Origin of the sequence: Sphingomonas hankyongi (genome assembly GCF_023516575.1) — a bacterium.
Lineage (GTDB): Bacteria > Pseudomonadota > Alphaproteobacteria > Sphingomonadales > Sphingomonadaceae > Sphingomicrobium > Sphingomicrobium hankyongi.
Genome location: NZ_JAMGBE010000003.1, coordinates 525,044 through 544,767, shown reverse-complemented (window position 1 = coordinate 544,767; position 19,724 = coordinate 525,044). Strand labels below are relative to the sequence as shown.

General features: G+C 63.9%; 24 protein-coding genes. 11 read left to right on the top strand and 13 right to left on the bottom strand.

Annotation, left to right across the window (positions count from 1 at the left end; genetic code table 11):
- The first annotated feature begins 15 nt into the window (after nucleotides 1-15).
- The gene (locus tag LZ538_RS11225) at nucleotides 16-2,142 is read left to right on the top strand and encodes a ComEC/Rec2 family competence protein (RefSeq protein ID WP_249832095.1); all 2,127 of its coding nucleotides are present in this window, start codon (nucleotides 16-18) and stop codon (nucleotides 2,140-2,142) included.
- A 55-nt stretch (nucleotides 2,143-2,197) separates the two neighbouring features.
- Entirely contained in the window at nucleotides 2,198-2,470 is a 273-nt protein-coding gene (locus LZ538_RS11220; protein ID WP_249832094.1) for a DUF4242 domain-containing protein, read from the top strand.
- Nucleotides 2,471-2,479: 9 nt separating this feature from the next.
- Here LZ538_RS11220 and LZ538_RS11215 read toward each other — a convergent pair whose 3' ends face one another.
- The 3 genes from LZ538_RS11215 to LZ538_RS11205 all read right to left on the bottom strand — a co-directional run bounded on the left by LZ538_RS11215 (nucleotide 2,480) and on the right by LZ538_RS11205 (nucleotide 5,504).
- On the bottom strand, nucleotides 2,480-2,824 hold the full coding sequence (locus tag LZ538_RS11215) for a VOC family protein (RefSeq protein ID WP_249832093.1): 345 nt from the start codon (nucleotides 2,822-2,824) through the stop codon (nucleotides 2,480-2,482).
- Nucleotides 2,825-2,847: 23 nt separating this feature from the next.
- The gene (gene lexA / locus LZ538_RS11210) at nucleotides 2,848-3,489 is read right to left on the bottom strand and encodes a transcriptional repressor LexA (protein ID WP_249832092.1); all 642 of its coding nucleotides are present in this window, start codon (nucleotides 3,487-3,489) and stop codon (nucleotides 2,848-2,850) included.
- Between the two features lie 71 nt (nucleotides 3,490-3,560).
- Nucleotides 3,561-5,504 carry a peptidylprolyl isomerase gene (locus LZ538_RS11205; RefSeq protein ID WP_249832091.1) on the bottom strand — a complete coding sequence of 648 codons (1,944 nt, stop codon included), beginning with the start codon at nucleotides 5,502-5,504 and terminating at the stop codon, nucleotides 3,561-3,563.
- Nucleotides 5,505-5,622: 118 nt separating this feature from the next.
- Between LZ538_RS11205 and tpiA the strand changes: the two genes are divergently transcribed.
- From tpiA to LZ538_RS11180, 5 genes are all read left to right on the top strand, one after another.
- On the top strand, nucleotides 5,623-6,375 hold the full coding sequence (gene tpiA / locus LZ538_RS11200; RefSeq protein WP_249832090.1) for a triose-phosphate isomerase: 753 nt from the start codon (nucleotides 5,623-5,625) through the stop codon (nucleotides 6,373-6,375).
- A 48-nt stretch (nucleotides 6,376-6,423) separates the two neighbouring features.
- The gene (gene secG, locus LZ538_RS11195) at nucleotides 6,424-6,789 is read left to right on the top strand and encodes a preprotein translocase subunit SecG (protein WP_249832089.1); all 366 of its coding nucleotides are present in this window, start codon (nucleotides 6,424-6,426) and stop codon (nucleotides 6,787-6,789) included.
- A gap of 74 nt (nucleotides 6,790-6,863) precedes the next feature.
- A complete protein-coding gene (gene pyrG, locus LZ538_RS11190; protein WP_249832088.1) occupies nucleotides 6,864-8,498 on the top strand; it encodes a CTP synthase in 1,635 nt (544 codons plus the stop codon).
- Between the two features lie 67 nt (nucleotides 8,499-8,565).
- On the top strand, nucleotides 8,566-9,531 hold the full coding sequence (trxB, locus tag LZ538_RS11185) for a thioredoxin-disulfide reductase (protein ID WP_249832087.1): 966 nt from the start codon (nucleotides 8,566-8,568) through the stop codon (nucleotides 9,529-9,531).
- Between the two features lie 26 nt (nucleotides 9,532-9,557).
- On the top strand, nucleotides 9,558-10,787 hold the full coding sequence (locus LZ538_RS11180; RefSeq protein ID WP_249832086.1) for a type III PLP-dependent enzyme domain-containing protein: 1,230 nt from the start codon (nucleotides 9,558-9,560) through the stop codon (nucleotides 10,785-10,787).
- Here LZ538_RS11180 and truA read toward each other — a convergent pair.
- Both truA and fmt read right to left on the bottom strand, forming a co-directional pair.
- Nucleotides 10,784-11,524 carry a tRNA pseudouridine(38-40) synthase TruA gene (gene truA, locus LZ538_RS11175; RefSeq protein ID WP_249832085.1) on the bottom strand — a complete coding sequence of 247 codons (741 nt, stop codon included), beginning with the start codon at nucleotides 11,522-11,524 and terminating at the stop codon, nucleotides 10,784-10,786. The genes LZ538_RS11180 and truA overlap by 4 nt on opposite strands.
- Nucleotides 11,521-12,423: a methionyl-tRNA formyltransferase gene (gene fmt / locus LZ538_RS11170; RefSeq protein WP_249832084.1), complete on the bottom strand. Its 903-nt coding sequence runs from the start codon at nucleotides 12,421-12,423 to the stop codon at nucleotides 11,521-11,523. Before fmt ends, truA begins: the two co-directional genes overlap by 4 nt.
- A 50-nt stretch (nucleotides 12,424-12,473) precedes the next feature.
- Between fmt and recR the strand changes: the two genes are divergently transcribed.
- The 3 genes from recR to LZ538_RS11155 are packed head-to-tail and all read left to right on the top strand — an operon-like array spanning nucleotide 12,474 to nucleotide 14,015.
- Nucleotides 12,474-13,070: a recombination mediator RecR gene (recR, locus tag LZ538_RS11165; protein WP_249832083.1), complete on the top strand. Its 597-nt coding sequence runs from the start codon at nucleotides 12,474-12,476 to the stop codon at nucleotides 13,068-13,070.
- 31 nt (nucleotides 13,071-13,101) lie between these two features.
- On the top strand, nucleotides 13,102-13,641 hold the full coding sequence (gene def / locus LZ538_RS11160; protein WP_249832082.1) for a peptide deformylase: 540 nt from the start codon (nucleotides 13,102-13,104) through the stop codon (nucleotides 13,639-13,641).
- Entirely contained in the window at nucleotides 13,638-14,015 is a 378-nt protein-coding gene (locus LZ538_RS11155; protein ID WP_249832081.1) for a DOPA 4,5-dioxygenase family protein, read from the top strand. Before def ends, LZ538_RS11155 begins: the two co-directional genes overlap by 4 nt.
- Here LZ538_RS11155 and LZ538_RS11150 read toward each other — a convergent pair.
- On the bottom strand, nucleotides 14,012-14,404 hold the full coding sequence (locus tag LZ538_RS11150; RefSeq protein ID WP_249832080.1) for a four-helix bundle copper-binding protein: 393 nt from the start codon (nucleotides 14,402-14,404) through the stop codon (nucleotides 14,012-14,014). The genes LZ538_RS11155 and LZ538_RS11150 overlap by 4 nt on opposite strands.
- 113 nt (nucleotides 14,405-14,517) lie before the next feature.
- Between LZ538_RS11150 and LZ538_RS11145 the strand changes: the two genes are divergently transcribed.
- On the top strand, nucleotides 14,518-15,876 hold the full coding sequence (locus tag LZ538_RS11145; protein ID WP_249832079.1) for a DNA recombination protein RmuC: 1,359 nt from the start codon (nucleotides 14,518-14,520) through the stop codon (nucleotides 15,874-15,876).
- 202 nt (nucleotides 15,877-16,078) lie between these two features.
- Here the strand turns inward: LZ538_RS11145 and LZ538_RS11140 are convergent, their stop codons facing one another.
- Genes LZ538_RS11140 through LZ538_RS11110 form a run of 7 tightly spaced genes read right to left on the bottom strand, consistent with a single transcriptional unit; the run spans nucleotide 16,079 to nucleotide 19,720 of the window.
- Nucleotides 16,079-16,519, bottom strand: coding sequence for an META domain-containing protein (locus LZ538_RS11140; protein ID WP_283937759.1), 441 nt, complete (start codon nucleotides 16,517-16,519; stop codon nucleotides 16,079-16,081).
- Nucleotides 16,500-16,844: a COG3650 family protein gene (locus tag LZ538_RS11135; RefSeq protein WP_249832077.1), complete on the bottom strand. Its 345-nt coding sequence runs from the start codon at nucleotides 16,842-16,844 to the stop codon at nucleotides 16,500-16,502. The genes LZ538_RS11140 and LZ538_RS11135 overlap by 20 nt, the downstream gene beginning before the upstream one ends.
- A 35-nt stretch (nucleotides 16,845-16,879) precedes the next feature.
- The gene (locus tag LZ538_RS11130; protein ID WP_249832076.1) at nucleotides 16,880-17,677 is read right to left on the bottom strand and encodes a TrmH family RNA methyltransferase; all 798 of its coding nucleotides are present in this window, start codon (nucleotides 17,675-17,677) and stop codon (nucleotides 16,880-16,882) included.
- A 1-nt stretch (nucleotide 17,678) separates the two neighbouring features.
- Nucleotides 17,679-17,951, bottom strand: a complete 273-nt coding sequence (locus tag LZ538_RS11125; RefSeq protein WP_249832075.1) for an HPr family phosphocarrier protein — start codon at nucleotides 17,949-17,951, stop codon at nucleotides 17,679-17,681.
- Nucleotides 17,948-18,355: a PTS sugar transporter subunit IIA gene (locus LZ538_RS11120; RefSeq protein WP_249832074.1), complete on the bottom strand. Its 408-nt coding sequence runs from the start codon at nucleotides 18,353-18,355 to the stop codon at nucleotides 17,948-17,950. Before LZ538_RS11120 ends, LZ538_RS11125 begins: the two co-directional genes overlap by 4 nt.
- Before the next feature lie 4 nt (nucleotides 18,356-18,359).
- Nucleotides 18,360-19,280, bottom strand: coding sequence for an RNase adapter RapZ (gene rapZ, locus LZ538_RS11115; protein WP_249832073.1), 921 nt, complete (start codon nucleotides 19,278-19,280; stop codon nucleotides 18,360-18,362).
- The gene (locus LZ538_RS11110; protein WP_249832218.1) at nucleotides 19,280-19,720 is read right to left on the bottom strand and encodes an HPr kinase/phosphorylase; all 441 of its coding nucleotides are present in this window, start codon (nucleotides 19,718-19,720) and stop codon (nucleotides 19,280-19,282) included. The genes rapZ and LZ538_RS11110 overlap by 1 nt, the downstream gene beginning before the upstream one ends.
- Nucleotides 19,721-19,724 lie beyond the last annotated feature (4 nt).

The window sequence follows — 19,724 nt, the reverse complement described above, 5'->3', positions numbered from 1 at the left end:
CTTTTCCGTTTTGCAATGCAATGGACGAGCGCCCCTAACATAGGGGAAGCGCCTCTTCCACAGCGTGCTCGGAGCTATTGGAAGACGCGGATTTCCGCGCTTCACGAGGAGCTGGAGAAGCTGCTCGAGATTGAGCGCGCCCAGCTTCCGCCGTGGCTCGCCGTGGGCTTCGGAAGCGGCATCGCGGCGTGGTTCGCCTTGGACACGAATCGCCAGTGGACTGCCTTCCTGTGTTTGGCAGCCGGCATTGCCCTAGTTGGATTGGTTTTCGCGAGCGGGCGATCGGGTCGCGCCTTGGGGTGGTTTTCGCTCGCTGCCGCAGTCGGCTGCGCGATCGTTTGGATAAGGGCGGAAAGCCTTGCGGCGCCACGACTGGCCGCCCCAATGGTCGTCGAATTGCTGGGGACGGTCGAAGCCGTCGACTATCTTGCCGCAAAGAGCAGCATCCGCCTTTTGGTCGCCCCTCAGACGCCGGCACTTCCTCCGCGAGTGCGGGTCTCGGTCGATGAGGAACGGGCGCCGCCCGACGTGGCGCCAGGCGCGCTCATCCGCGTCAGGGCACGCCTTGCTCCACCGCCGCCCATGGCCCTCCCGGGCACCTACGACTTCGCGCGCGATGCCTGGTTCAAGCAGATCGGCGCGGTCGGCAAGGCGCTGGGACGGCTGACCATCGTGACGCCGGTGGAAACACAGGGTTTGCAAAACCTCCGCGACAGGTTGCGGAGGCAGATCGCGAACGGCCTCTCAGCGCAGGAGGCTGGGATCGCCATTGCGCTCGCGACCGGCGACCAGAATGCGGTGGTCGAGCAGGACGCGGAGGCCATGCGGCGGAGCGGCCTGACTCATCTCCTGTCGGTCAGTGGCCTCCACATCGCTGCTGTCATCGCCGCGGCAATGTTCCTGAGCCTCCGTTTGCTCGCCCTTAGCGAGTATCTGGCGCTCCGGTTCAACCTCGTGCTGATCTCGGCCGGCTTCGCGGCCGCTGCCGGCGTCGGTTATACCTTGCTCACCGGCGCACAGGTTCCGACCGTTAGAAGCTGCGTCGCCGCGTTGTTGGTGCTCGGCGGCATCGCACTTGGACGGGAGGCAATCAGCATCCGGCTGATTGCCGTTGGAGCGCTGTTGATTCTCATGTTCCGGCCCGAAGCCGTGGCAGGGGCGAGCTTTCAGATGAGCTTCGCCGCGGTCACGGCGATCGTCGCCCTCCATTCCACCGCGTTTGCGCGGCGGCTCTTCCAAAGGCGCGACGAGGGACCGATCGCTCGCCTTGCTCGAGCCTTGCTTGCGATGGTTGCAACGGGGCTGGCGGTAGAGCTTGCGCTAATTCCGCTGGCGCTGTTCCATTTCCACAAGGCAGGCCTTTATGGGGTTGTGGCGAATATCGTCGCTATCCCGCTGACAACCTTCATCATCATGCCGATCGAGGTCGCGGCGTTGCTGCTCGACCGGACGCCTCTGGGCGGGCTTTTGTGGGCCATGTGCGGCCAGGCGATCGACGCGCTCGTCGGCATGGCTCATCTGGTCGCTTCCGCCAAAGGCGCCGTGGCTATGGTGCCTTCCATGCCGGCATCGGCCTTCGCACTGATGGTGGGAGGCGGGCTGTGGCTCTGCCTCTGGGCCAGCAGAATGCGCGCGCTAGCGATCCTTCCCATCGCCGCTGGCGCTTTCGCGGGGATGACTGCCCCGACCCCCGATCTGTTGGTCAGTGGCGACGGTCGGCACCTTGCCGTCGTCGACGCCGACGGAACCCCCTACATCCTGCGTGATCGCACCGGCGATTACATGCAGTCACTGCTTTCGGAAGCCAGTGGCTTCGATGGAGCTCCCCAAGCATTGGAGGCGCGTCCCTATGCCGCCTGCTCCCGCGATGCCTGCGTCGCCCGCCTGATGTCCGAAGGGGGCCGATGGCAGATCCTTGCAACCCGCTCGCCGACTCGCCTGGACTGGGCCAGCCTGACGGTCGCCTGCGCCGACGCCGACATCGCGGTCTCGGACCGTCGCCTCCCGCGAGGATGTACGCCGCGATGGCTGAAGCTCGACCGGTCCACGTTGGCCAAGACCGGGGGAGCCGCGGTCTATCTCGATGCGGCACAGATCGACACCGTCAGTGCGCGCGTTGGAGCGCATCCCTGGGCCATGTGACGGTTCCAATAGATCGTCGTATGGATGCCTGAGTCGTTGCGCACAGGAGATGGGCATGCCGCAATATGTGATTGAACGGGACATGCCGGGCGTTGGACAGCTCGGACCGGAAGAATTGAAGGGCGCTTCGCAGACAAGTTGCTCGGTCCTTCGCGACCTCGGTCCCCAGATTCAGTGGGTCCACTCCTACGTGACGGACAACAAGATCTACTGCGTCTACCGTGCGGACAATGAAGACATGATCCGAGAGCATGCGGAGCGCGGCGGTTTCCCCGCCAACAAGATCTCGCAGGTCCGGAGCATCATCGACCCGACGACTGCCGAGTAATCGACTTCGCTATTCGCTGGCAGATTGCCAGACGGCAAGCTCGTTGCCGCCCGGATCGATGAAGTGGAATCTGCGACCCCCCGGGAAGCTGAAGATCGGCTTGGCGATCGTTCCGCCGGCCCTCGAGACCATGTCGAATGCTGCTTCGAGGTCGTCGACCCGGATGACGGGCAGCGGCGCGGCAAGCGCTCCGGACGGATCGCCTTGCAGGCCGAGGTCGGTCGTGCCGCTTTCGGTGGCCGAATAGGTCGGCCCATAGTCGGTGAACGCCCAGCCGAAAGCCTTATTGTAGAAGGCCCGCGTGAGCTCATGCGCCGTCGCGCTTGGGAGCTCGACATAATCGATGCGCGCCATTTCCTACGCTCCTCGTCGGCCGCTCAGTAACGCCGGATCAGCCCTGCCAGCCGCCCCTGGATGATCACTCGTCCTCCGTCGTACCGCTGCGGTTCGTAGCGCGAATTCGCCGGGTCGAGCCGGATCATCCGCCCTTCGCGGCGATAGGTCTTCAGCGTCGCCTCCTCATTATCGATCAGCGCGACCACGATCTCGCCGTCCCGCGCGGTGTCGACCTTGCGGATAAGCGCAAAATCGCCGTCGAGAATGCCTTCGTCGACCATCGAATCGCCGGACACCTCGAGCGCATAATGTTCGCCGGGACCGAGGAGAGCCGCCGGGACCGGGAAAGTCTCCGTTCCCTGAAGTGCCTCGATCGGCGTGCCGGCAGCGATCCGGCCATGAAGCGGAAGATCGAGCGTGTCATTGGCGGGGGCTGGCACGGCCTGCATCGGCCGTGCAGCGGGAGCCGTCTCCGGCAGCTTCACGACTTCCAGGGCACGCGCTCGATTTGGCAGCCGCCGAATGAATCCTCGCTCCTCGAGCGCGGAGATAAGACGGTGAACTCCCGATTTGGAACGAAGGTCGAGCGCCTCCCGCATTTCATCGAAGCTTGGCGATATGCCGCCAGCCTTCAGGCGCTCATCGATAAACAGGAGCAATTCACGCTGCTTTGCCGTCAGCATCGACCGACCCCCTCAGAACGAATAGGGAACGTCTAGGCAACAAAGGCTGGCGCGTCAAGTGCCGCTGGGTGTCAGCTTCCGCTTGCCGTCAGCCTTTGCTTGGCCGCCACGATGGCGCTTTCGTTCCGGCGCACCTCAGCGTCGGCCCGGATGGCCGCAAGGAACTGCGTCGCATAGTCGTTCGAAAGCGCTTCGCGGAGCTCGTTCTGCATCCTGCTGATCAGCCCGGGCTGGAGGAGGGCGTTGCCGGGAACGACCTTGTTCACTTTCACGACGAAGAAGACCCGCGACTTCTGGTCGGCGACCATCCGGCTCTTGCCCTGCTCCAGGCTGAAAAGAGCCTGCATCGGAGGCGGCACCGGTTCGTTGGACGTCGCGATCTGGATACGCCGCGCGGCGAGTGGACGGACCGCCGGCAATCCAGCGCGAGTCTCCTCGGCTGCCTTGCCAAGAGGTGTGCCCTTCGATGCCTTGGCCGCGATCGCATTGGCCGCCGCGCGAGCGCGCGTCGCTGCTTCTGCCTCGGTCCAGTCGGCGAGCACCTTGTCACGAATGGACGCGAGCGGCGCGGGAGCTGCGCTGGTTACGTCGCCCGGAGCAACCAGGGCATATCCCTTGTCTTCGCCCAGGCTGACAATTTCGGGGGGATCGTTAGGCGCCATCTCGAACGCGCCCTTGAGCGCGGGAGCCAGATCCGGCGGAAGGCGATAGGCGGGATCCGCCCGGGAGGTGCCGTTCGCGATCACCGCAGGCGTCGTGATCACTTCGAGCTTCGACTGCGCTGCCGCCTCGCTGAAATTGCTTCCGTCATCCACGGCGTTCTGGAGCCGGTCGACGATCGCTTCGATCGCCTGCTTGCGCTTGTCTGCCGTGACTTTCGCGGCAATCTCACTCTTGGCTTGCTCAAGGCTCTTCCCGCCCTCGGTCTTGATCGCATCGACCTTCACGACGACCCATCCGAAATCGGACTTGAGGGGCCCGACAACTGCGCCCGAGGCAGCACCGAAGACGGCCGCGGCGACGTTGTTGCCCGCGACGGAGGCATAGGCCTCTCGCGTTTGAGGTCCGAGTGCGCTTACCGCCGCATTGGCTCCGGCCGGGGCAGCAGCCGCGCTCAGGCTCGCGCCCCCCTTGGCGCGGGCGGCGATGGCGTTTGCCGCATTCTGGTCGGGCACGACGACCTGGCTCAGCACGCGCGTCTGCTTGGCGCCGTAGGTTGCCTGGTTCGAATTGTAATAAGCAGCGATCTCCTGATCGCTGGCAGCGACGTTCGCGACCTGCTCAGAGCCGATACGCGCGAACCGCACGACCCTTTGCTCCGGTATCACGTAGCGAGCGCGGTTGGCCGCATAATAACGCTGCAGGTCCGGGTCGGTGGGATTGAGACCCGCCTTGAACATGTCGATAGGTATGATTGCAGCTTCGCCTTCGCGTGCCTCCAGCAGCATCGATGCATATGGCGTGGCCATCCCAACGGAGACTCGCGGGTTCACCGCGACAGGCCCAAGGAGCAAGCGCTGGATGAGCCCGCCAGTGATCAGCTGGCGAACTTGGCGGTCCGTCAAGCGCTGGCGCGACAGGAAACCCTGATAGGCCTGCTCGCTGAATTGCCCGTTGAAGCCCCGTGTCTCCGGGATTTGTGCGATTTCAGCGTCGACGAGCCGCTTGGAAAGGGGGAACCCATGCTTGCTTGCGAATGCGATCAACGCGTTCTGGTCGATCAGCGCGGCAAGGATGCGATCGAAGTCGCGGGCAACAGTATTGTAGTCGGCGTCAGGGTTTTGCTGCCGCTCCTGCTGCAGCCGCCGCTGCACCGCGTCGTTAAGCTCCCGATCCGAGATGCGCTGGTCGCCGACCTTGGCGATCGTTGAGCTGCTCAAGCCGAAACCGATGTCGCCCGAACCGAAGTTGCGGATATCGCTCATCGCGAACCCGATCAGGATCAGGACGAAGAATGTGGCGATGATCGCCGTTCCGACTTTTGACTTGGAAAGGCGGCGGAAGGAGGTGAGCATGGAGGTCCGTGGGCAGTGAAAGTCGTGCGGCTTTAGAGGCGCTGCCGAACCGCATCAAGGCGCGGCTTCCGCTTGCGGGCTCGGGAGGCTAGGGGCACGTCCGCTGAAGGGGGATTGAATGGCACTCAAGAAGCTCGTCGCCGGCAATTGGAAGATGCACGGAATGTCCGGCGACATTGCGGAGATCGAGGCAATTGCGCGCACCGCGCGCGATTATCCGCAAGTAGACGTGGCCCTTTGCGTGCCTGCGATCCTTATCGAACGTGCCGCTCGTGCCGTCGATCTTCCGATAGGCGGGCAGGATGTCCATTTTGCCGAGCAGGGTGCGCACACGGGCTGCATCTCGGCGAAGATGCTGCGGGACGCCGGCGCAAAGCTCACGATCGTTGGTCATTCCGAGCGTCGCGACGCGCAGCGTGAGAGCGACGAGGAAGTGAAGGCCAAGGCCGAGGCCGCGCTGGCCTGCGGACTGGACGTTATTTTATGCATTGGAGAAAGCCTTGCTGTCCGCGAGGCGGGCTCAGCGGTTGAGATTGTATGTGCTCAGCTTGCGGCCTCTCTCCCGCGACAGGCTGACCCGAACCGCTTGGCGATCGCCTATGAGCCGATCTGGGCGATCGGCACGGGCAAGATCCCGACCATGGCCGAAATTGCCGAAATGCATGCGGCGCTTAGGCGACAACTGCAGGAGGCCTACGGCGCCGACGGCGCCGACGTGCGTATCCTTTACGGCGGGTCGGTAAAGGCGTCGAATGCCTCGGAGATCTTTGCGGTGCCGGACGTCGACGGCGCACTCGTTGGCGGAGCAAGCCTCAAGCAGGCGGATTTCATCCCGATCGTCGCGGCTGCCGCTGAGAAGGTTGAAGCCTAGGCCGAAGGCGCCTAGATCGCCTCGCTCAAGCTTCCAAGAAAGTCCATCATGTTCGCTTTTCTCCTGATCGTTCAGTCAGTTATCGCAATCGCGCTGATCGGCGTGATTTTGATGCAGCGTTCTGAGGGTGGCGGACTTGGCGTGGGCGGCAGCTCCTCCGGTTTCATGACGGCGCGCGGCGCCGCCGATTTCCTCACGCGGTCGACGTCGATCCTTGGGGGAATTTTCATCGTCCTGTCGATCCTGATGGCCGCAATCGCCGGCGTGACTCACGAAACGCCGAAGATCGATACCTCGCTTGCGAGCAAGCGCCCGGCGCAGAACAGCCAGCCGGCTCAGACGCCTGCGGCTCCGCTTCCGGGCGCGCAGCCTCAGCAGAATGACGCTGCGCCCGCGGTTCCGCTGGCCCAATAATCTTCATCATTCACAATAATTTTTCGCTCCCCGGCTTGCGGAAGTCGGCGGAAGCGACTTAAGCCTCGAATCCCATGGCGCGGTTCATTTTCGTTACCGGCGGCGTGGTCTCCTCGCTTGGTAAAGGTCTCCTTTCAGCCTCCTTGGGGGCTCTCCTCCAGGCGCGCGGATTCAAGGTCCGCATCCGCAAGTTCGATCCTTATCTGAACGTCGATCCGGGCACGATGAGCCCGTATCAGCACGGCGAGGTCTATGTGACGGACGACGGAGCCGAGACCGATCTCGATCTCGGCCACTATGAGCGATTCACTGGGGTCTCTTCAAAGCAGTCCGACAACATCACGACCGGGCGCATCTATCGGGACATCATCGCGAAGGAGCGTCGCGGCGACTATCTCGGCGCGACCGTCCAGGTCGTCCCCCATGTCACCAACGCCATCAAGGATTTCGCGGTCGCGGACACCGACGATGTCGACTTCGTCATCTGCGAGATTGGCGGGACCGTCGGAGATATCGAAAGCCTGCCGTTCATCGAAGCGATCCGGCAGCTTCGCAACGACCTCGGCCGCGGCAATTCCGTCAGTGTCCACACGACCCTTGTCCCGTGGATCAAGGCGGCCGGCGAGCTCAAGACCAAGCCGACGCAGCATAGCGTCCGAGAGCTTTCCAGCCTGGGTGTCCAGCCGGACGTGCTTCTCTGCCGGACCGAGAAGGAAATCCCCGACAGCGAGCGTGAGAAGATCGCGCTTTTCTGCAACGTGCCGAAGTCGGCGGTCATTGAGGCGCTCGACGCCCGCAATATCTACGATGTGCCGCTTTCCTATCATGCCGGCGGTCTCGACGACGAAGTGCTGCGCGCATTCGGCATCGTCGACGCGACTGAACCCGAGCTCGCGGTCTGGAACGACATCATGGACCGCATCGATCATTACGACAGCGAGGTCACGATCGGTGTCGTTGGGAAGTACGTAGGCCTTCCCGATGCCTACAAAAGCCTTCGCGAGGCTCTTGTCCACGGCGGCATCGCCAATCGAGCGAAGGTCAATATCGAGTGGATCGATGCCGAACTGTTCGAGCATCCGGAGGCCGACATCGTCGCCGGGCTGGAGCCCTTGCATGGGATACTCGTCCCCGGCGGGTTCGGCGAGCGCGGCAGCGAGGGGAAGATCGCCAGCGTGAAATTCGCTCGCGAGCGCGAAATACCGTTTTTCGGAATTTGCCTCGGTATGCAGATGGCTTGCATCGAGGCGGCGCGGAACCAGGCCGGGATCGAAGAGGCTTCGACGACTGAGTTCGGCGAGACGCCTGAGCCGGTGGTCGGCATGATCACCGAATGGATGAGCGAGGAGGGTCTGCAGAAACGGGCGGCCGGCGGCGATCTCGGGGGAACGATGCGGCTCGGCGCCTATCCCGCCAAGCTGGACGGGAATAGTGTCGTCCGCTCTATCTACGGCAGCGACGAGATCAGCGAGCGACACCGCCATCGCTACGAGGTCAACGTCCACTACCGCGATGCGCTCGAGGGCGCTGGGCTGATTTTCTCCGGTATGTCGCCGGACGATCAGCTGCCGGAGATTGTCGAGCGGCCTGACCATCCCTGGTTCATCGGCGTCCAGTTCCATCCGGAGCTCAAGAGCCGGCCCTTCGAGCCGCACCCGCTCTTTGCGGGCTTCATCGAAGCTGCGCTGAAGCAATCGAGGCTCGTGTGACCTGCCGGGGGCAGGTTACACAGCAAGATCGGCTGGTTTAATTTCCATTGAGCACTAAATCGGACCCATGACGAACAGCATTTCCACCCGCGTTGCGATCCTCGGTTCCGGCCCCGCAGGGCTGACCGCCGCCATCTACGCGGCGCGCGCCGGCCTCGCGCCGATCGTCATCCAGGGCATTCAGCCGGGCGGCCAGCTGACCACTACGACCGATGTCGAGAACTATCCCGGCTTCCGCGACGTCATCCAGGGGCCCTGGCTGATGGAAGAGATGCAGGCCCAGGCTGAGCATGTCGGCACCAAGATCGTGTGGGACCACATTGCCGAAGTGGACCTATCGCGGCGACCATTCCGGCTGAGCGGGGACGGCGGCACGCATTATTTCGCGGACACGCTGGTGATTGCGACGGGCGCCCAGGCCAAGTGGCTCGGCCTTCCTTCGGAAGAACATATGAAGGGCAGGGGCGCCTCCGCCTGCGCAACCTGCGACGGCTTTTTCTACCGCGGCAAGCGGGTGGCGGTGATCGGCGGCGGCAATACCGCGGTTGAGGAGGCGCTTTACCTCACCAACCACAGCCATGACGTCACCCTGATCCACCGCCGCGATTCGCTCCGCGCCGAGAAGATCCTTCAGGACCGGCTTTTTGCGCATCCGAACATCAAGCTGATGTGGGATTCCGAAGTCGTCGAGTTCGTGGGCGGCGGCGAGCCCGAAGCTCTGGTCGGCCTTGATGTGCTCAACAAGCTCACGGGAGAGATCACGCGGGTTCCCGTCGATGGCGCGTTCGTCGCCATCGGCCACAAGCCGGCGACCGAGCTGTTCGCCAGCCAGCTTGAGCTCGATGAGGACGGCTACATCAAGGTCGAGCTCGGCACGACGCGAACGAACGTAGCGGGCGTTTTTGCGTGCGGCGACGTGATGGACAAGATTTACCGCCAGGCCGTCACGGCGGCCGGAACGGGGTGCATGGCCGCCCTCGACGCTGAGAAATTCCTCGCGTCGATGGAATTCGAAGCGCTGGCCGCGGAATAAGGCGAGCGGGACAGGGGAGGGACAGGATGAAGCCGAGTGGCCCGATCCCACCCTATTTCGCCGCCGATACCGACGGGCAGCTGATGATCAGCGGCATTCGCGCCGACGAGATTATCGACGAAGCTGGCGGCACGCCGCTCTTCGTCTACGACAACAATATCATCGGCGGTCAATTCGCCCGCCTGAAGGCCGCGATGCCAGACGGGCTGGCGATCTATTATACCGTCTCGGCAAACCCTTATGAGGATCTGCTGCATTTCCTTGGCAGGTATGTGGACGGCTTCCGGATTGTTTCTCGCGGCGAGCTGGAGCGGCTGAAGGCCGCCAAGCTTGCCGGAATTCCGATTACTTTCGCGGGTCCCGGAAAGCGCGACGACGAGCTTGAGGCGGGCATAAGCGCCGGCGCAACGATCAGCGTCGAAAGCGAAGGAGAGGCTCGCCGCGCGATCCTCGCTGCCGAACGTCTCGGCATTCAGCCGAAGCTCGCGGTCCGCGTGAACCCTCCTTTCTCGATCGAGGCCGGCAAGCTGACGCTCGGCGCCTGTGCGAGCCCGTTCGGAATCGACGCCGGACGCGCGGCGTCGGTTGTCCAGGGGCTGATCGAGGCCGGGGTGGATTGGCGGGGCGTCCATATCTTTGCGGCTGCTCAATGCCTGGACACCGATGCGCTGATCCAGGCGCACAAGGCGATCATCCACTGCGCCGGCGACATCGCCGACAAATTGGGACTGCCGCTGCCGGAGCTGAACCTCGGGGGCGGCTTTGACGTCCCTTGCCTCCACGGGGATGAGCCACTCGACATCTATCGTATGGCCGAGGCGCTTCACGACACCCTGTGCCATGGCCCGGAACTGCTCGCGACCACCCGCCTGTCACTGGAGCTCGGGCGATGGTTGGTGGGCGAGGCAGGGGTCTATCTGACCCGCATTCTCGACCGCACCGAAAGCTGCGGAGAGACTTTCCTGACGACAGATGGCGGCGGCCATCATCTGCTCAGGGCGACAGGCTGCCTGCTGGAGCGCGGCCGCGGCAACTATCCGATCGCCATCGCGGGCCGCTACGAAGATGCGGCAGAAGAAGTCGTCACCGTCACCGGCTGCCTCGCGACGCCCCATGACGTGTTCGGCGATCAGGTGGAATTGCCGCGTGCGGAGCCGGGTGACGTCATCGCGATCTTCGCAGCAGGCGCCTATGCGCTTACGGCAAGCCCGCAGGGCTGGGAGAGCCGGCCCTCCGCTCGCGAGATCCTCGTCTAAGGGTAGACCGCCTCGACAAAGTAAAGTCCGTGTGGCGGAGCGTTGAGGCCGAGCGAGGCCCGGTCACGCGCCTCCAGGGCCTTGCCCATGTCCTCCGGTCGCCACTGCCCGCGGCCCACCAGGCCCAGGCAGCCGACCATCGAGCGCACCTGGTGGTGCAGGAAGCTTCTCGCCGCCGCCTGGATATGGATCTCTTCGCCGTTCCGCGTGACGTCCAGCCGGTCAAGCGTCTTCACCGGACTGTCGGACTGGCAGTGCACCGATCGGAAGGTCGTGAAGTCATGGCGTCCGATCAGCATCGAGGCACCCTCCTGCATCGCCTCGACGTCCAGGGCGACGGGTACATGCCAGAGCTTCCCGGCTTCGAGTGCAGGCGGGGCCCTGCGGTTGAGGATGCGGTAGAGGTAGCGGCGCTGGATGCACGAGAAGCGCGCGTGCCAGTCGTCAGGCGCTTCCTGCACCTCCAGCACCGAGATCGGTTGCGGGCGGACCAGCGCGTTCAGGCCCTCGCGGAGGCGGTGCGGCGTTAGATCACGCTCGATGTCGACATGTGCCGTCATCGCCAAGGCGTGCACGCCAGCGTCGGTTCGGCCGGCTGCGGTGAAAACTGCGCGCTCGTGGACCATCCGCTCGACGGCTTCCTCGAGCGTTTGCTGGACCGATGGCCCGTGGTCCTGGCGCTGCCAGCCCATGAATGGGCCGCCGTCGAACTCGATGGTAAGTCGCCAGCGCGTCACTTCAGGATCGTGCCTTTGGGGATTGCGAAGCCGCGAAGCAGCTCGCCCGGGGCCATCGGCGCCCGGCCCGCCCGCTGGACCTTTAGCGGGCGGATGTAGCCGTCGCCGGCGGCGATGCTGAGGCAGTCGTCCAGAACTTCGCCTGCTCCGCCCGAAGCATCCGTCGCGGCTTTGCCATCCAGCAGCTTGATCCGTTCGCCGTTTGCTTCGAACCACGCCCCCGGTGTCGGCGCGAAGGCGCGGACCTGAAGCTCGATTTTATGGGCAGGCTGCGTCCAGTCGATCCGCGCCTCCACCTTGTCGATCTTGCTCGCATAGGTGACCCCGTCCTCGGGCTGCGCCTCGGCAGGAGTCGGATCGGCGAACCAGTCGAGCAACGCTCGTGCCCCAAGAACAGACAATTCTTCAGTGACTTGCCCAGCATTCTTTCCACGAATGTCCAGTATGACTTTGTTCAGCATCGGGCCGGTGTCGAGCCCTTCCTCCATCTGCATGATGGTGACGCCGCTGATCTCGTCCCCGGCGAGGATCGCCCGCTGGATCGGCGCCGCGCCACGCCAGCGTGGAAGGAGCGAAGCATGTACGTTGATGCAGCCCTTTTTAGGCGCGTCGAGGATCGGTTTGGGCAGGATAAGCCCATAGGCCGCCACGATTGCGACATCCGCATCGAGCCGTCGAAACCGATCCTGCTCGTCCGGATCGCGGAGAGTCCGTGGCGTTCTCACGGCGATCCCGAGCTGCTCCGCCCGCCCATGCACCGCCGTCTTACGGTCCGCCTTGCCCCGCCCGGCGGGGCGCGGGGGCTGGGCGTAAGCCGCGATGACCTCGTGGCCTGCCTCGACGAGCGCATTGAGGCTCGGCACCGCGAAGTCCGGCGATCCCATGAAGATGACCCGCATTGCTGCGCCTATGGCGAAAGCGCGCGGAATTGCCTACCTCCGCAGGCAGAGTGGCAAGTCAGGAAATCGAAGCATTGAGCCAGGCGCTGGCGCGGTTGCCCGGATTGGGGCCGCGCTCGGCTCGACGCGCGGTGCTGCACCTGATGAAGCGCCGGCAGGCGGCGCTGGAGCCGCTTCTCTCAGCGCTGCAGACGGTGGCCGACAAGCTTTCGACCTGCTCAACCTGCGGCAATGTCGACACGTCGGACCCATGCTCGATCTGCCGGGATCCGCGCCGCGACGAGAAAATGCTGTGCGTGGTCGAGGAGGTCGCGGACCTTTGGGCGCTCGACCGTTCGCGACTTTTCCCGGGGCGTTACCATGTGCTTGGTGGACGGCTCTCCGCGCTGGAAGGTGTGCGGCCCGAGGACCTGACCATCGACAAGCTTGTGCGCCGGGTATCGGCGGGCGGCATCGACGAGGTAGTCCTGGCGATGAACGCAACATTGGAAGGCCAGACGACGGCCCATTATCTCGCCGAGCGACTGGAAGGATTTCCTGTTCGCCTCAGTCAGTTGGCGCACGGCCTTCCGGTTGGAGGTGAGCTCGATTATCTGGACGAAGGCACGCTTGCGCAGGCACTTCGGGCGCGCCGGCCGGTTGCTTGAAGCCGCTCTCACGAAAGATTAGATCAGCCTCATGGCCATTCGCCCGATCGTAGAAGTACCGGATCCTCGCCTGCGAGAGATCTCCAAGCCCGTCGACACGGTCGACGATGAAGTGCGCGCGCTCGTCTCCGACATGTTCGAGACGATGTATGACGCGCCTGGAATCGGGCTGGCCGCAATCCAGGTCGGCGTGCCAAAGCGTATCCTGGTCATCGACCTGCAGGAGCCGGAGGAAGAGGGCGGGGAGCCCATCAGGGACCCGCGCGTGTTCATCAACCCCGAAATTCTGGACTGCTCGGACCAGGAAGTGCCCTACACCGAAGGCTGCCTGTCGGTGCCCGACCAGTTCGCAGAGGTGGACCGGCCGGATCGCATCCGGGCGCGGTGGCTGGATATCGACGGCAAGCAGCGGGACGAAGAGATCACCGGGCTGCTCGCGGTCTGCCTTCAGCATGAGATGGATCATCTCAACGGCATCCTGTTCATCGATCACCTGTCCCGCCTGAAGCGCCAGATGATCCTCAAGAAGCTCGACAAGCAGCGGAAAGAGCAGGGGCTCAAGGCGGCGTGAAGGCTGGCACGCCGTATCACGCCCACATCTACTTCTCCGATGACGAACGTGTGGCGGCCGAGGCGCTTCGCAATCGCTTCATCGCCATGCAGCCCGCAATCCTCTTCGTCGGCCGCATGATGGACCGCGGCGTCGGTCCGCATCCGATTCCGCAGTTCGAAGTCCATTTCCTCGAAGGCACGCGACCTGATGTTGTCGTTGCTATTGAAGAGTCCGGCCTTCGCGCGTTGGTGCACCCGCTGACCGATGACGATCTCGCCGATCATACCAGCCTGGCGGATTGGATCGGCGAGCCGGTTGATCTCGACGTCAGCGTTCTCGACCCGCCAGGGCACAACCAGGGCGTTGCCCGCTTCGGAAGGTCGGACTTCTAGCCCCCGATCGATGCCGCCGCGTTGCGGCAGTCCTCCGCACATTCCCGGCACATTTGCGCGCAAAGCTTGCAATGCTCGTGGTCGTGCTTTTCGCACTCGGCCGCGCAGGCGTCACACACCCTTGCGCATAGCTCCAGCATCTCGCGGAGCACCTGCTCGTTGGATCCCGTGCGCCGTACGGCCAGCTTCCCTGTCGCCTCGCAAACGTCCGCGCAATCGAGGCAGGTGCGGATGCATTCCCGCATGTCCATCTTCTCGGCCGCGCATGCGTCGGCGCAGCTGAGGCACATGCGCGCGCAGTACATCAGATGATGTGCTGCATCACCGAGCGGCTGGTTGACGTGCCCATGAACGTCGGGGTGCAGGGCGATCATCTTGCGGATGGACATGAAAGGCTCCTGGATTTCTGTGGAGAACCGCTGCGACGCAGGGCGGTTCCTATTGTGATCAAAGACAAATCGCCGTAAAAGTTCGCCTTCTGTTCTGGGGAGGGCGCGATCCGGTGGATGCCGTCACTATCATAATTGGCGTGATTGCGCTGGCCCTCGGCGCGCTCGTTGGCTGGCTGTTCGCTAGCCGCGAGGCGGCGGGCGCGAAGAATACGGTCGACAGCCTGCGCCTCCAGCTCAACGAAGTGACAAAGGAGCGCGACTCTAATCGCGACGCGGTGACCAGGCTGGCGGCGCTCGAAGCGTCGCAGCTGGAGCGCGAGAAGGGTTTCGAGGTTCGCATCAGGGAGCTGGTCGAAGCCAAGGAGCAGCTGTCGGCCCAATTCTCGGAGATCAGCAACAAATTGCTTGCCGAAGCGCAGGAGACTTTCCTCAAGCGCGCGGACCAGCGATTTCGCCAATCGGAAGAGACTACAGGAACCAATCTCAAAGCGTTGCTCCAGCCGGTTCATGAGCGCCTGCAGCGCTATGAGGATACCGTTACCAAGGTGGAAGCGGAACGCCGCGACGCTTTCGGTCTGCTTTCGGGCCAGATCGATGCGATGCGAACGGGGACGGAACGCGTTTCGGCCGAAGCCGCAAAGCTCGTGAATGCCCTGCGGAACGCTCCTAAAGCGCGAGGCCGCTGGGGTGAGCAGCAGCTTCGTAACGTGCTTGAGACCTGTGGTCTGTCTGAGCATTGCGACTTCGCCACCGAGGTCAGCGTGGAAGACGGCGAGGGCGGCCGGCTCCGCCCCGACGTCGTCGTTCGGGTGCCGGGCGGGCAATCGCTGGTGATCGACGCGAAAGTCTCGCTGAACGAATATCAGGATGCGTTCGGCGCTATCGATGAGGCTGCGCGGGATTCGCACCTTACGGCGCATGCGTCCGCAATTCGGGCTCACGTGAATACGCTCGGCGCCAAGGCTTATTGGTCGCAGTTTGAGGATGCGCCCGACTATGTCGTGATGTTCATCCCCGGCGAGCATTTCCTGACTGCCGCGCTCGAGCAGGACTCCACCTTGTGGGATTATGCCTTCGACAAGAAGGTGCTGCTGGCGACGCCGACGAACCTGATCGCCATCGCGCGCACCGTCGCGGCTGTGTGGCGCCAGGAAAAGCTGGCCAAGGAAGCGCGGCAAATCGGCGAGCTCGGGAAGGAGCTTTACGAGCGCCTCGCAAAAGCTGCCGACGATCTGCGCAAGGTCGGCAGCGGTCTCTCGACTGCCGTCAACAATTACAACAGCTTCGTTGCGAGTTTTGAGACGCGCTCATTGGTGACGGCCCGGAAGTTCCGTGAGCTGAATATCGAGCCTGGCCGCCGCGATATCGATGTGCTGACCCCGGTGGAAGCGCTTCCGCGCTACGCTGATGAGGAACTTAGCCTTGGTGAGGAAGCGGGCGAGGAGCCGCCGCAAATCGCCGCGGAATAATCGCGCCGTTGCAATGTAGGATTTCGTTTGCGAGCGCAGGTCGGCGGACTCTGCTTGGCGGCTCTTTGAAAACGAAAGGACTAGATTTGCCAGGCTCTGGCAAAGGTCACATTTGGGTCAACTTCCGAACGTCGTCTTCCCTCGCTCGCGCTCACCGATATTCGCGGAGCATGGTCAACTTCGTGACTTACAGGCCGGACGTTTAGCGCCGCAATTCCAGCTTAATCGAGCCTGCGTCGTTCGCCAATGTCATGCGGTGAGCGCTGCTGAAGCGCACCGTCATCGGCTTGACGAGGATCGCGATTGCGTCGCCCTCGAACGGGCCGGTTGGCGTTGAGGAGCAATCGCGCTCCGTCGCGATGATCCGTCCGGGGACGAACTGCTGCCCATCCGTTCGACCGATGGTCAGGACGTTGCCTGCGAGGCGATATTCCGCGCTCATGCCATTGCAGCCAAAGCCGCCATGCCACTGTGTCGCTTGGAATTGCATGGCGAAGTCGGGACCGCCTGGAGTCGGCCGGGAGTCAATCTCGGTCACTCGCCACTCGGTGCCCGCAAGCGATTGCGGACCGAGTTGAACGCTCGTGCAGCTCCCCAGGAGCGCCAAGGCGGGGAAAAGCCGTCTAAAGCCCGCCGCACCCATTGAACTGACGTCCGTCCACCGTGACCTGGACCTTGTCGGGATAGACGCGGTCGCTCATGCCGTCGCTGCAGCCGGGGGCATGCACGATGTTCACGCCGATCCGTGGCGTCTGGTAGATTTCACCGGCGATGCCGACGATCACCTTTGGCGTGGGCTGCCGGATCGGCTGCGCATCGGGCTGGATGAATGTGATGTCACGCTCATCGATGAGCAGGTTCCAGAACGGCTCGGTCCCGACGGCGCGATAAGGCGCGGCGGGCGGCGGCGGAGGGGTGAGGCACCCGGTCGCGAGGACGGTCAGCGGTATGGCAAGGAGTCTTTTCATGCGCGGAACAACCTTGGGAGAAGGGTGCGGTTCCGTCAGCGCCAGCTGGCGCGAACCTGGAAAGCCATGACCGCCGCAGCAACGGCCGCGTTGAGGCTGTCGGCTCGTCCGGCCATCGGGATCTTCACCAGCAGGTCGCACTCCGCCTCGTACTCAGCCGGAAGCCCCTGCTGCTCGTTGCCGATCAGGAGGAAGCAAGGCTGCTGATAGTCAGCCTCGAGATAGTCCTTGGAAGCCTTGAGGCTCGTGCCCACCAGTTGTCCCGGTCCGGACCTCAGCCAGTTCAAGAATTCGGGCCAGCGACAGGTTGCGATCTGCTGCGTGAATAACGCACCCATCGACGCGCGGACCGCCTCGACCGAGAACGGATCGGCGCAGTCGTCGATCAGGATCAGGCCGCCCGCTCCGACGGCATCCCCCGTCCGCAGGATCGTGCCGATATTGCCCGGGTCTCGAAGGGCCTGGGCGGCGATCCAAAGCGGTGAACTCGCCCGATCGATCTGGTCCAGTGAGGTCGACGGCTGCCGGTAGGCGCCGAGCAGCATCTGCGGATTATCCTTGCCCGACATCTTCGACAGGATGTCGGCGGTCGTCTCGATCGCTTCTCCGCCGGCAGCTTCGGTGGCGGCAATGATCTCCGCCGCGAGCGGGTGTTTCGCGCCTTCAGGTGAGAATGCGATGATCTCCGCAAGCCTGCCGCTATCCCGCGCCTCGGCGATGATGCGGAGGCCTTCTGCGAGGAACATCCCCTCCAAGCGGCGGGCTTTCTTGTCCCTGAGCGAGCGGAGCCGCTTGACCGTGGAGTTTGAGAAGGCGGTTACCTGGCGCGGCACGTCAGTCTTCGCCGAAACGATCCTCGACGAGTGTAACGAGCTGCCGGAGCGCATCTTCGGCATTGTTGCCTTCGACGTGGATTACGATGCTGTCGCCCATGGCGGCGCCGAGCATCATCAGGCCCATGATCGACGTGCCGCAGACGCGATTGCCATCCTTCTCGACCTCGATCTGCGCGTCCAGGTCGCTGGCCACGGCGACGAATTTCGCGCTGGCCCGCGCATGAAGCCCGCGTTTGTTGGTGATTGCCACGTGGCGGCTCAACGCCGTCAAGCGGCTGCTTCCCCAAGGATCTCGGATGCGACGGAGATATATTTGCGGCCTGCTTCGCGGGCGGCAGCGACTGCAGCGTGGACGGGCATGACTTTTCGCGCGCCTTCCAGGCGGATGAGCATCGGAAGGTTCACGCCCGCGATGACCTCGATATTCTCGGTCTTCATCAGGCTGATCGCGAGGTTCGACGGGGTTCCTCCGAACAGGTCGGTGAGGATGATCACTCCCTGACCCTGCTCGACACGGCCTATCGCTTCCGCAATGTCGGTCCGGCGCGCCTCCATGTCGTCGTCCGGCCCGATGCAGATCGCTTCCACAGCCTGCTGGGGACCGACCACATGCTCCATTGCGGTGACGAACTCGGCCGCCAGCCGGCCATGTGTCACCAGCACTAATCCAATCATTCGTTCACTCGCCTGCCTCAGCCTCTCCCCGCGGATCGGCCTCGATCGTATCGCTCGGCGGCGAGGCCAGGTCTCGGTGACGGACATTCGGGTGCAACCCCGCGCTGCGCAACCGGTCCGCTATCTCTTCGGCCGCAGCCACCGAACGGTGGCGCCCTCCTGTACAGCCGAAAGCGACGGTTACGTAGCTTTTGCCCGCTGCCCAGTAACGAGGAATCCAGTCGATGAGAAGCGTCTCGATACGAGCGACCGTCTCACCCCAGGACGGGTCTTCGGCAAGATAGGCGCGGACGGCATCGTCCTTTCCGGTAAGGGGACGCAGTTCGTCGATCCAATGCGGGTTGGGAAGGAACCGAAGGTCGAATACCAGGTCCGCGGTGCGGGAAATGCCGCGGGCGAACGCGAAGGACGACACGGTCAGCACAGGCTGGTCCCGGTCGTCGCCGTAGCGCCGCCTGAGCTCCTCGCGCAGTTCGGTCGGGCTGAGGTCGGTGGTGTCGATGATGCTTTCCGCTGCCGCGCGAAGCGGCGCCGTGGCTCGGCGCTCACGGGCGATTCCGTCCTCCGCCGGCCGGTCGGGGGCGAGGGGATGCAGTCGCCTGGTCTCGTCATAGCGGCGCATCAGCTCGCGGCCGGCACAGTCAAGGTAGAGTATTTCCGGTGCGACTCCCTCGATTGACCGGATGAGCTCGGGCAAGGCCTCGGGCTCGAAACCCCTGCTGCGGACGTCCATGCCGACGGCGGCCGGAACGATCCGGCATTCACCACCCGCCCGGACGAAGTCCGGCAGAAGGTCCGTCGGCAGATTGTCGACCGTGTCCCACCCCATGTCCTCGAGCGCGTCGAGGACCGTCGACTTCCCCGCCCCCGACATGCCGGTGACCAGCACCAACCGCGGCAGGCGGCGCTGCCGCCGCTTCTCCATCAGATCTTCAAGCCCAATCGGTCGAGCGCGAGCGCGACCTTCGACGGCGCGGAGGCTGTAAGCGCATCGATCGTGACGACGGGAATGTGAATCCCGACAAGGAGCCGTTGCCGGCTGTCGTCCGGAAGCCTCTCCATTTCGCTCGTGAGTTCCACGACGAGGGCGAGGGGTACTTCGTCGATATGGTCGATGTCGACGATGCCTATGCCGCGGACTTCGATCTTGCCCGCGATGCTTGGCGGCGCCGAGGCGATGAGCAGGTCCCCCCGCCGCTTTACGACGGTCTGATCGTCGCTAACGAGAGCGAAGCCGCGGTCGAGGAGCCTGAGCGCGAGGTCGGACTTGCCGGATCCCGATGGGCCGCTGATGAGGACGGCGCGGCCCCCGATGGCCACCGTGCTGGCATGGAGGGTTTCTGCTGAAAGGCGCGGGCCAGCCATCGGA

What these genes read in the sequence shown, in the direction of transcription:
- LZ538_RS11205 (WP_249832091.1), bottom strand. Translation starts at nt 5,504, where the DNA reads ATGCTCACCTCCTTCCGCCGCCTTTCCAAGTCAAAAGTCGGAACGGCG.
- LZ538_RS11120 (WP_249832074.1), bottom strand. Translation starts at nt 18,355, where the DNA reads ATGATTGGATTAGTGCTGGTGACACATGGCCGGCTGGCGGCCGAGTTC.
- LZ538_RS11150 (WP_249832080.1), bottom strand. Translation starts at nt 14,404, where the DNA reads ATGTCCATCCGCAAGATGATCGCCCTGCACCCCGACGTTCATGGGCAC.
- def (WP_249832082.1), top strand. Translation starts at nt 13,102, where the DNA reads ATGGCCATTCGCCCGATCGTAGAAGTACCGGATCCTCGCCTGCGAGAG.
- secG (WP_249832089.1), top strand. Translation starts at nt 6,424, where the DNA reads ATGTTCGCTTTTCTCCTGATCGTTCAGTCAGTTATCGCAATCGCGCTG.
- LZ538_RS11110 (WP_249832218.1), bottom strand. Translation starts at nt 19,720, where the DNA reads ATGGCTGGCCCGCGCCTTTCAGCAGAAACCCTCCATGCCAGCACGGTG.
- LZ538_RS11225 (WP_249832095.1), top strand. Translation starts at nt 16, where the DNA reads ATGCAATGGACGAGCGCCCCTAACATAGGGGAAGCGCCTCTTCCACAG.
- rapZ (WP_249832073.1), bottom strand. Translation starts at nt 19,280, where the DNA reads ATGGAGAAGCGGCGGCAGCGCCGCCTGCCGCGGTTGGTGCTGGTCACC.
- LZ538_RS11180 (WP_249832086.1), top strand. Translation starts at nt 9,558, where the DNA reads ATGAAGCCGAGTGGCCCGATCCCACCCTATTTCGCCGCCGATACCGAC.
- LZ538_RS11220 (WP_249832094.1), top strand. Translation starts at nt 2,198, where the DNA reads ATGCCGCAATATGTGATTGAACGGGACATGCCGGGCGTTGGACAGCTC.
- fmt (WP_249832084.1), bottom strand. Translation starts at nt 12,423, where the DNA reads ATGCGGGTCATCTTCATGGGATCGCCGGACTTCGCGGTGCCGAGCCTC.
- trxB (WP_249832087.1), top strand. Translation starts at nt 8,566, where the DNA reads ATGACGAACAGCATTTCCACCCGCGTTGCGATCCTCGGTTCCGGCCCC.
- LZ538_RS11135 (WP_249832077.1), bottom strand. Translation starts at nt 16,844, where the DNA reads ATGAAAAGACTCCTTGCCATACCGCTGACCGTCCTCGCGACCGGGTGC.
- LZ538_RS11215 (WP_249832093.1), bottom strand. Translation starts at nt 2,824, where the DNA reads ATGGCGCGCATCGATTATGTCGAGCTCCCAAGCGCGACGGCGCATGAG.
- lexA (WP_249832092.1), bottom strand. Translation starts at nt 3,489, where the DNA reads ATGCTGACGGCAAAGCAGCGTGAATTGCTCCTGTTTATCGATGAGCGC.
- pyrG (WP_249832088.1), top strand. Translation starts at nt 6,864, where the DNA reads ATGGCGCGGTTCATTTTCGTTACCGGCGGCGTGGTCTCCTCGCTTGGT.
- tpiA (WP_249832090.1), top strand. Translation starts at nt 5,623, where the DNA reads ATGGCACTCAAGAAGCTCGTCGCCGGCAATTGGAAGATGCACGGAATG.
- LZ538_RS11140 (WP_283937759.1), bottom strand. Translation starts at nt 16,519, where the DNA reads ATGGGTGCGGCGGGCTTTAGACGGCTTTTCCCCGCCTTGGCGCTCCTG.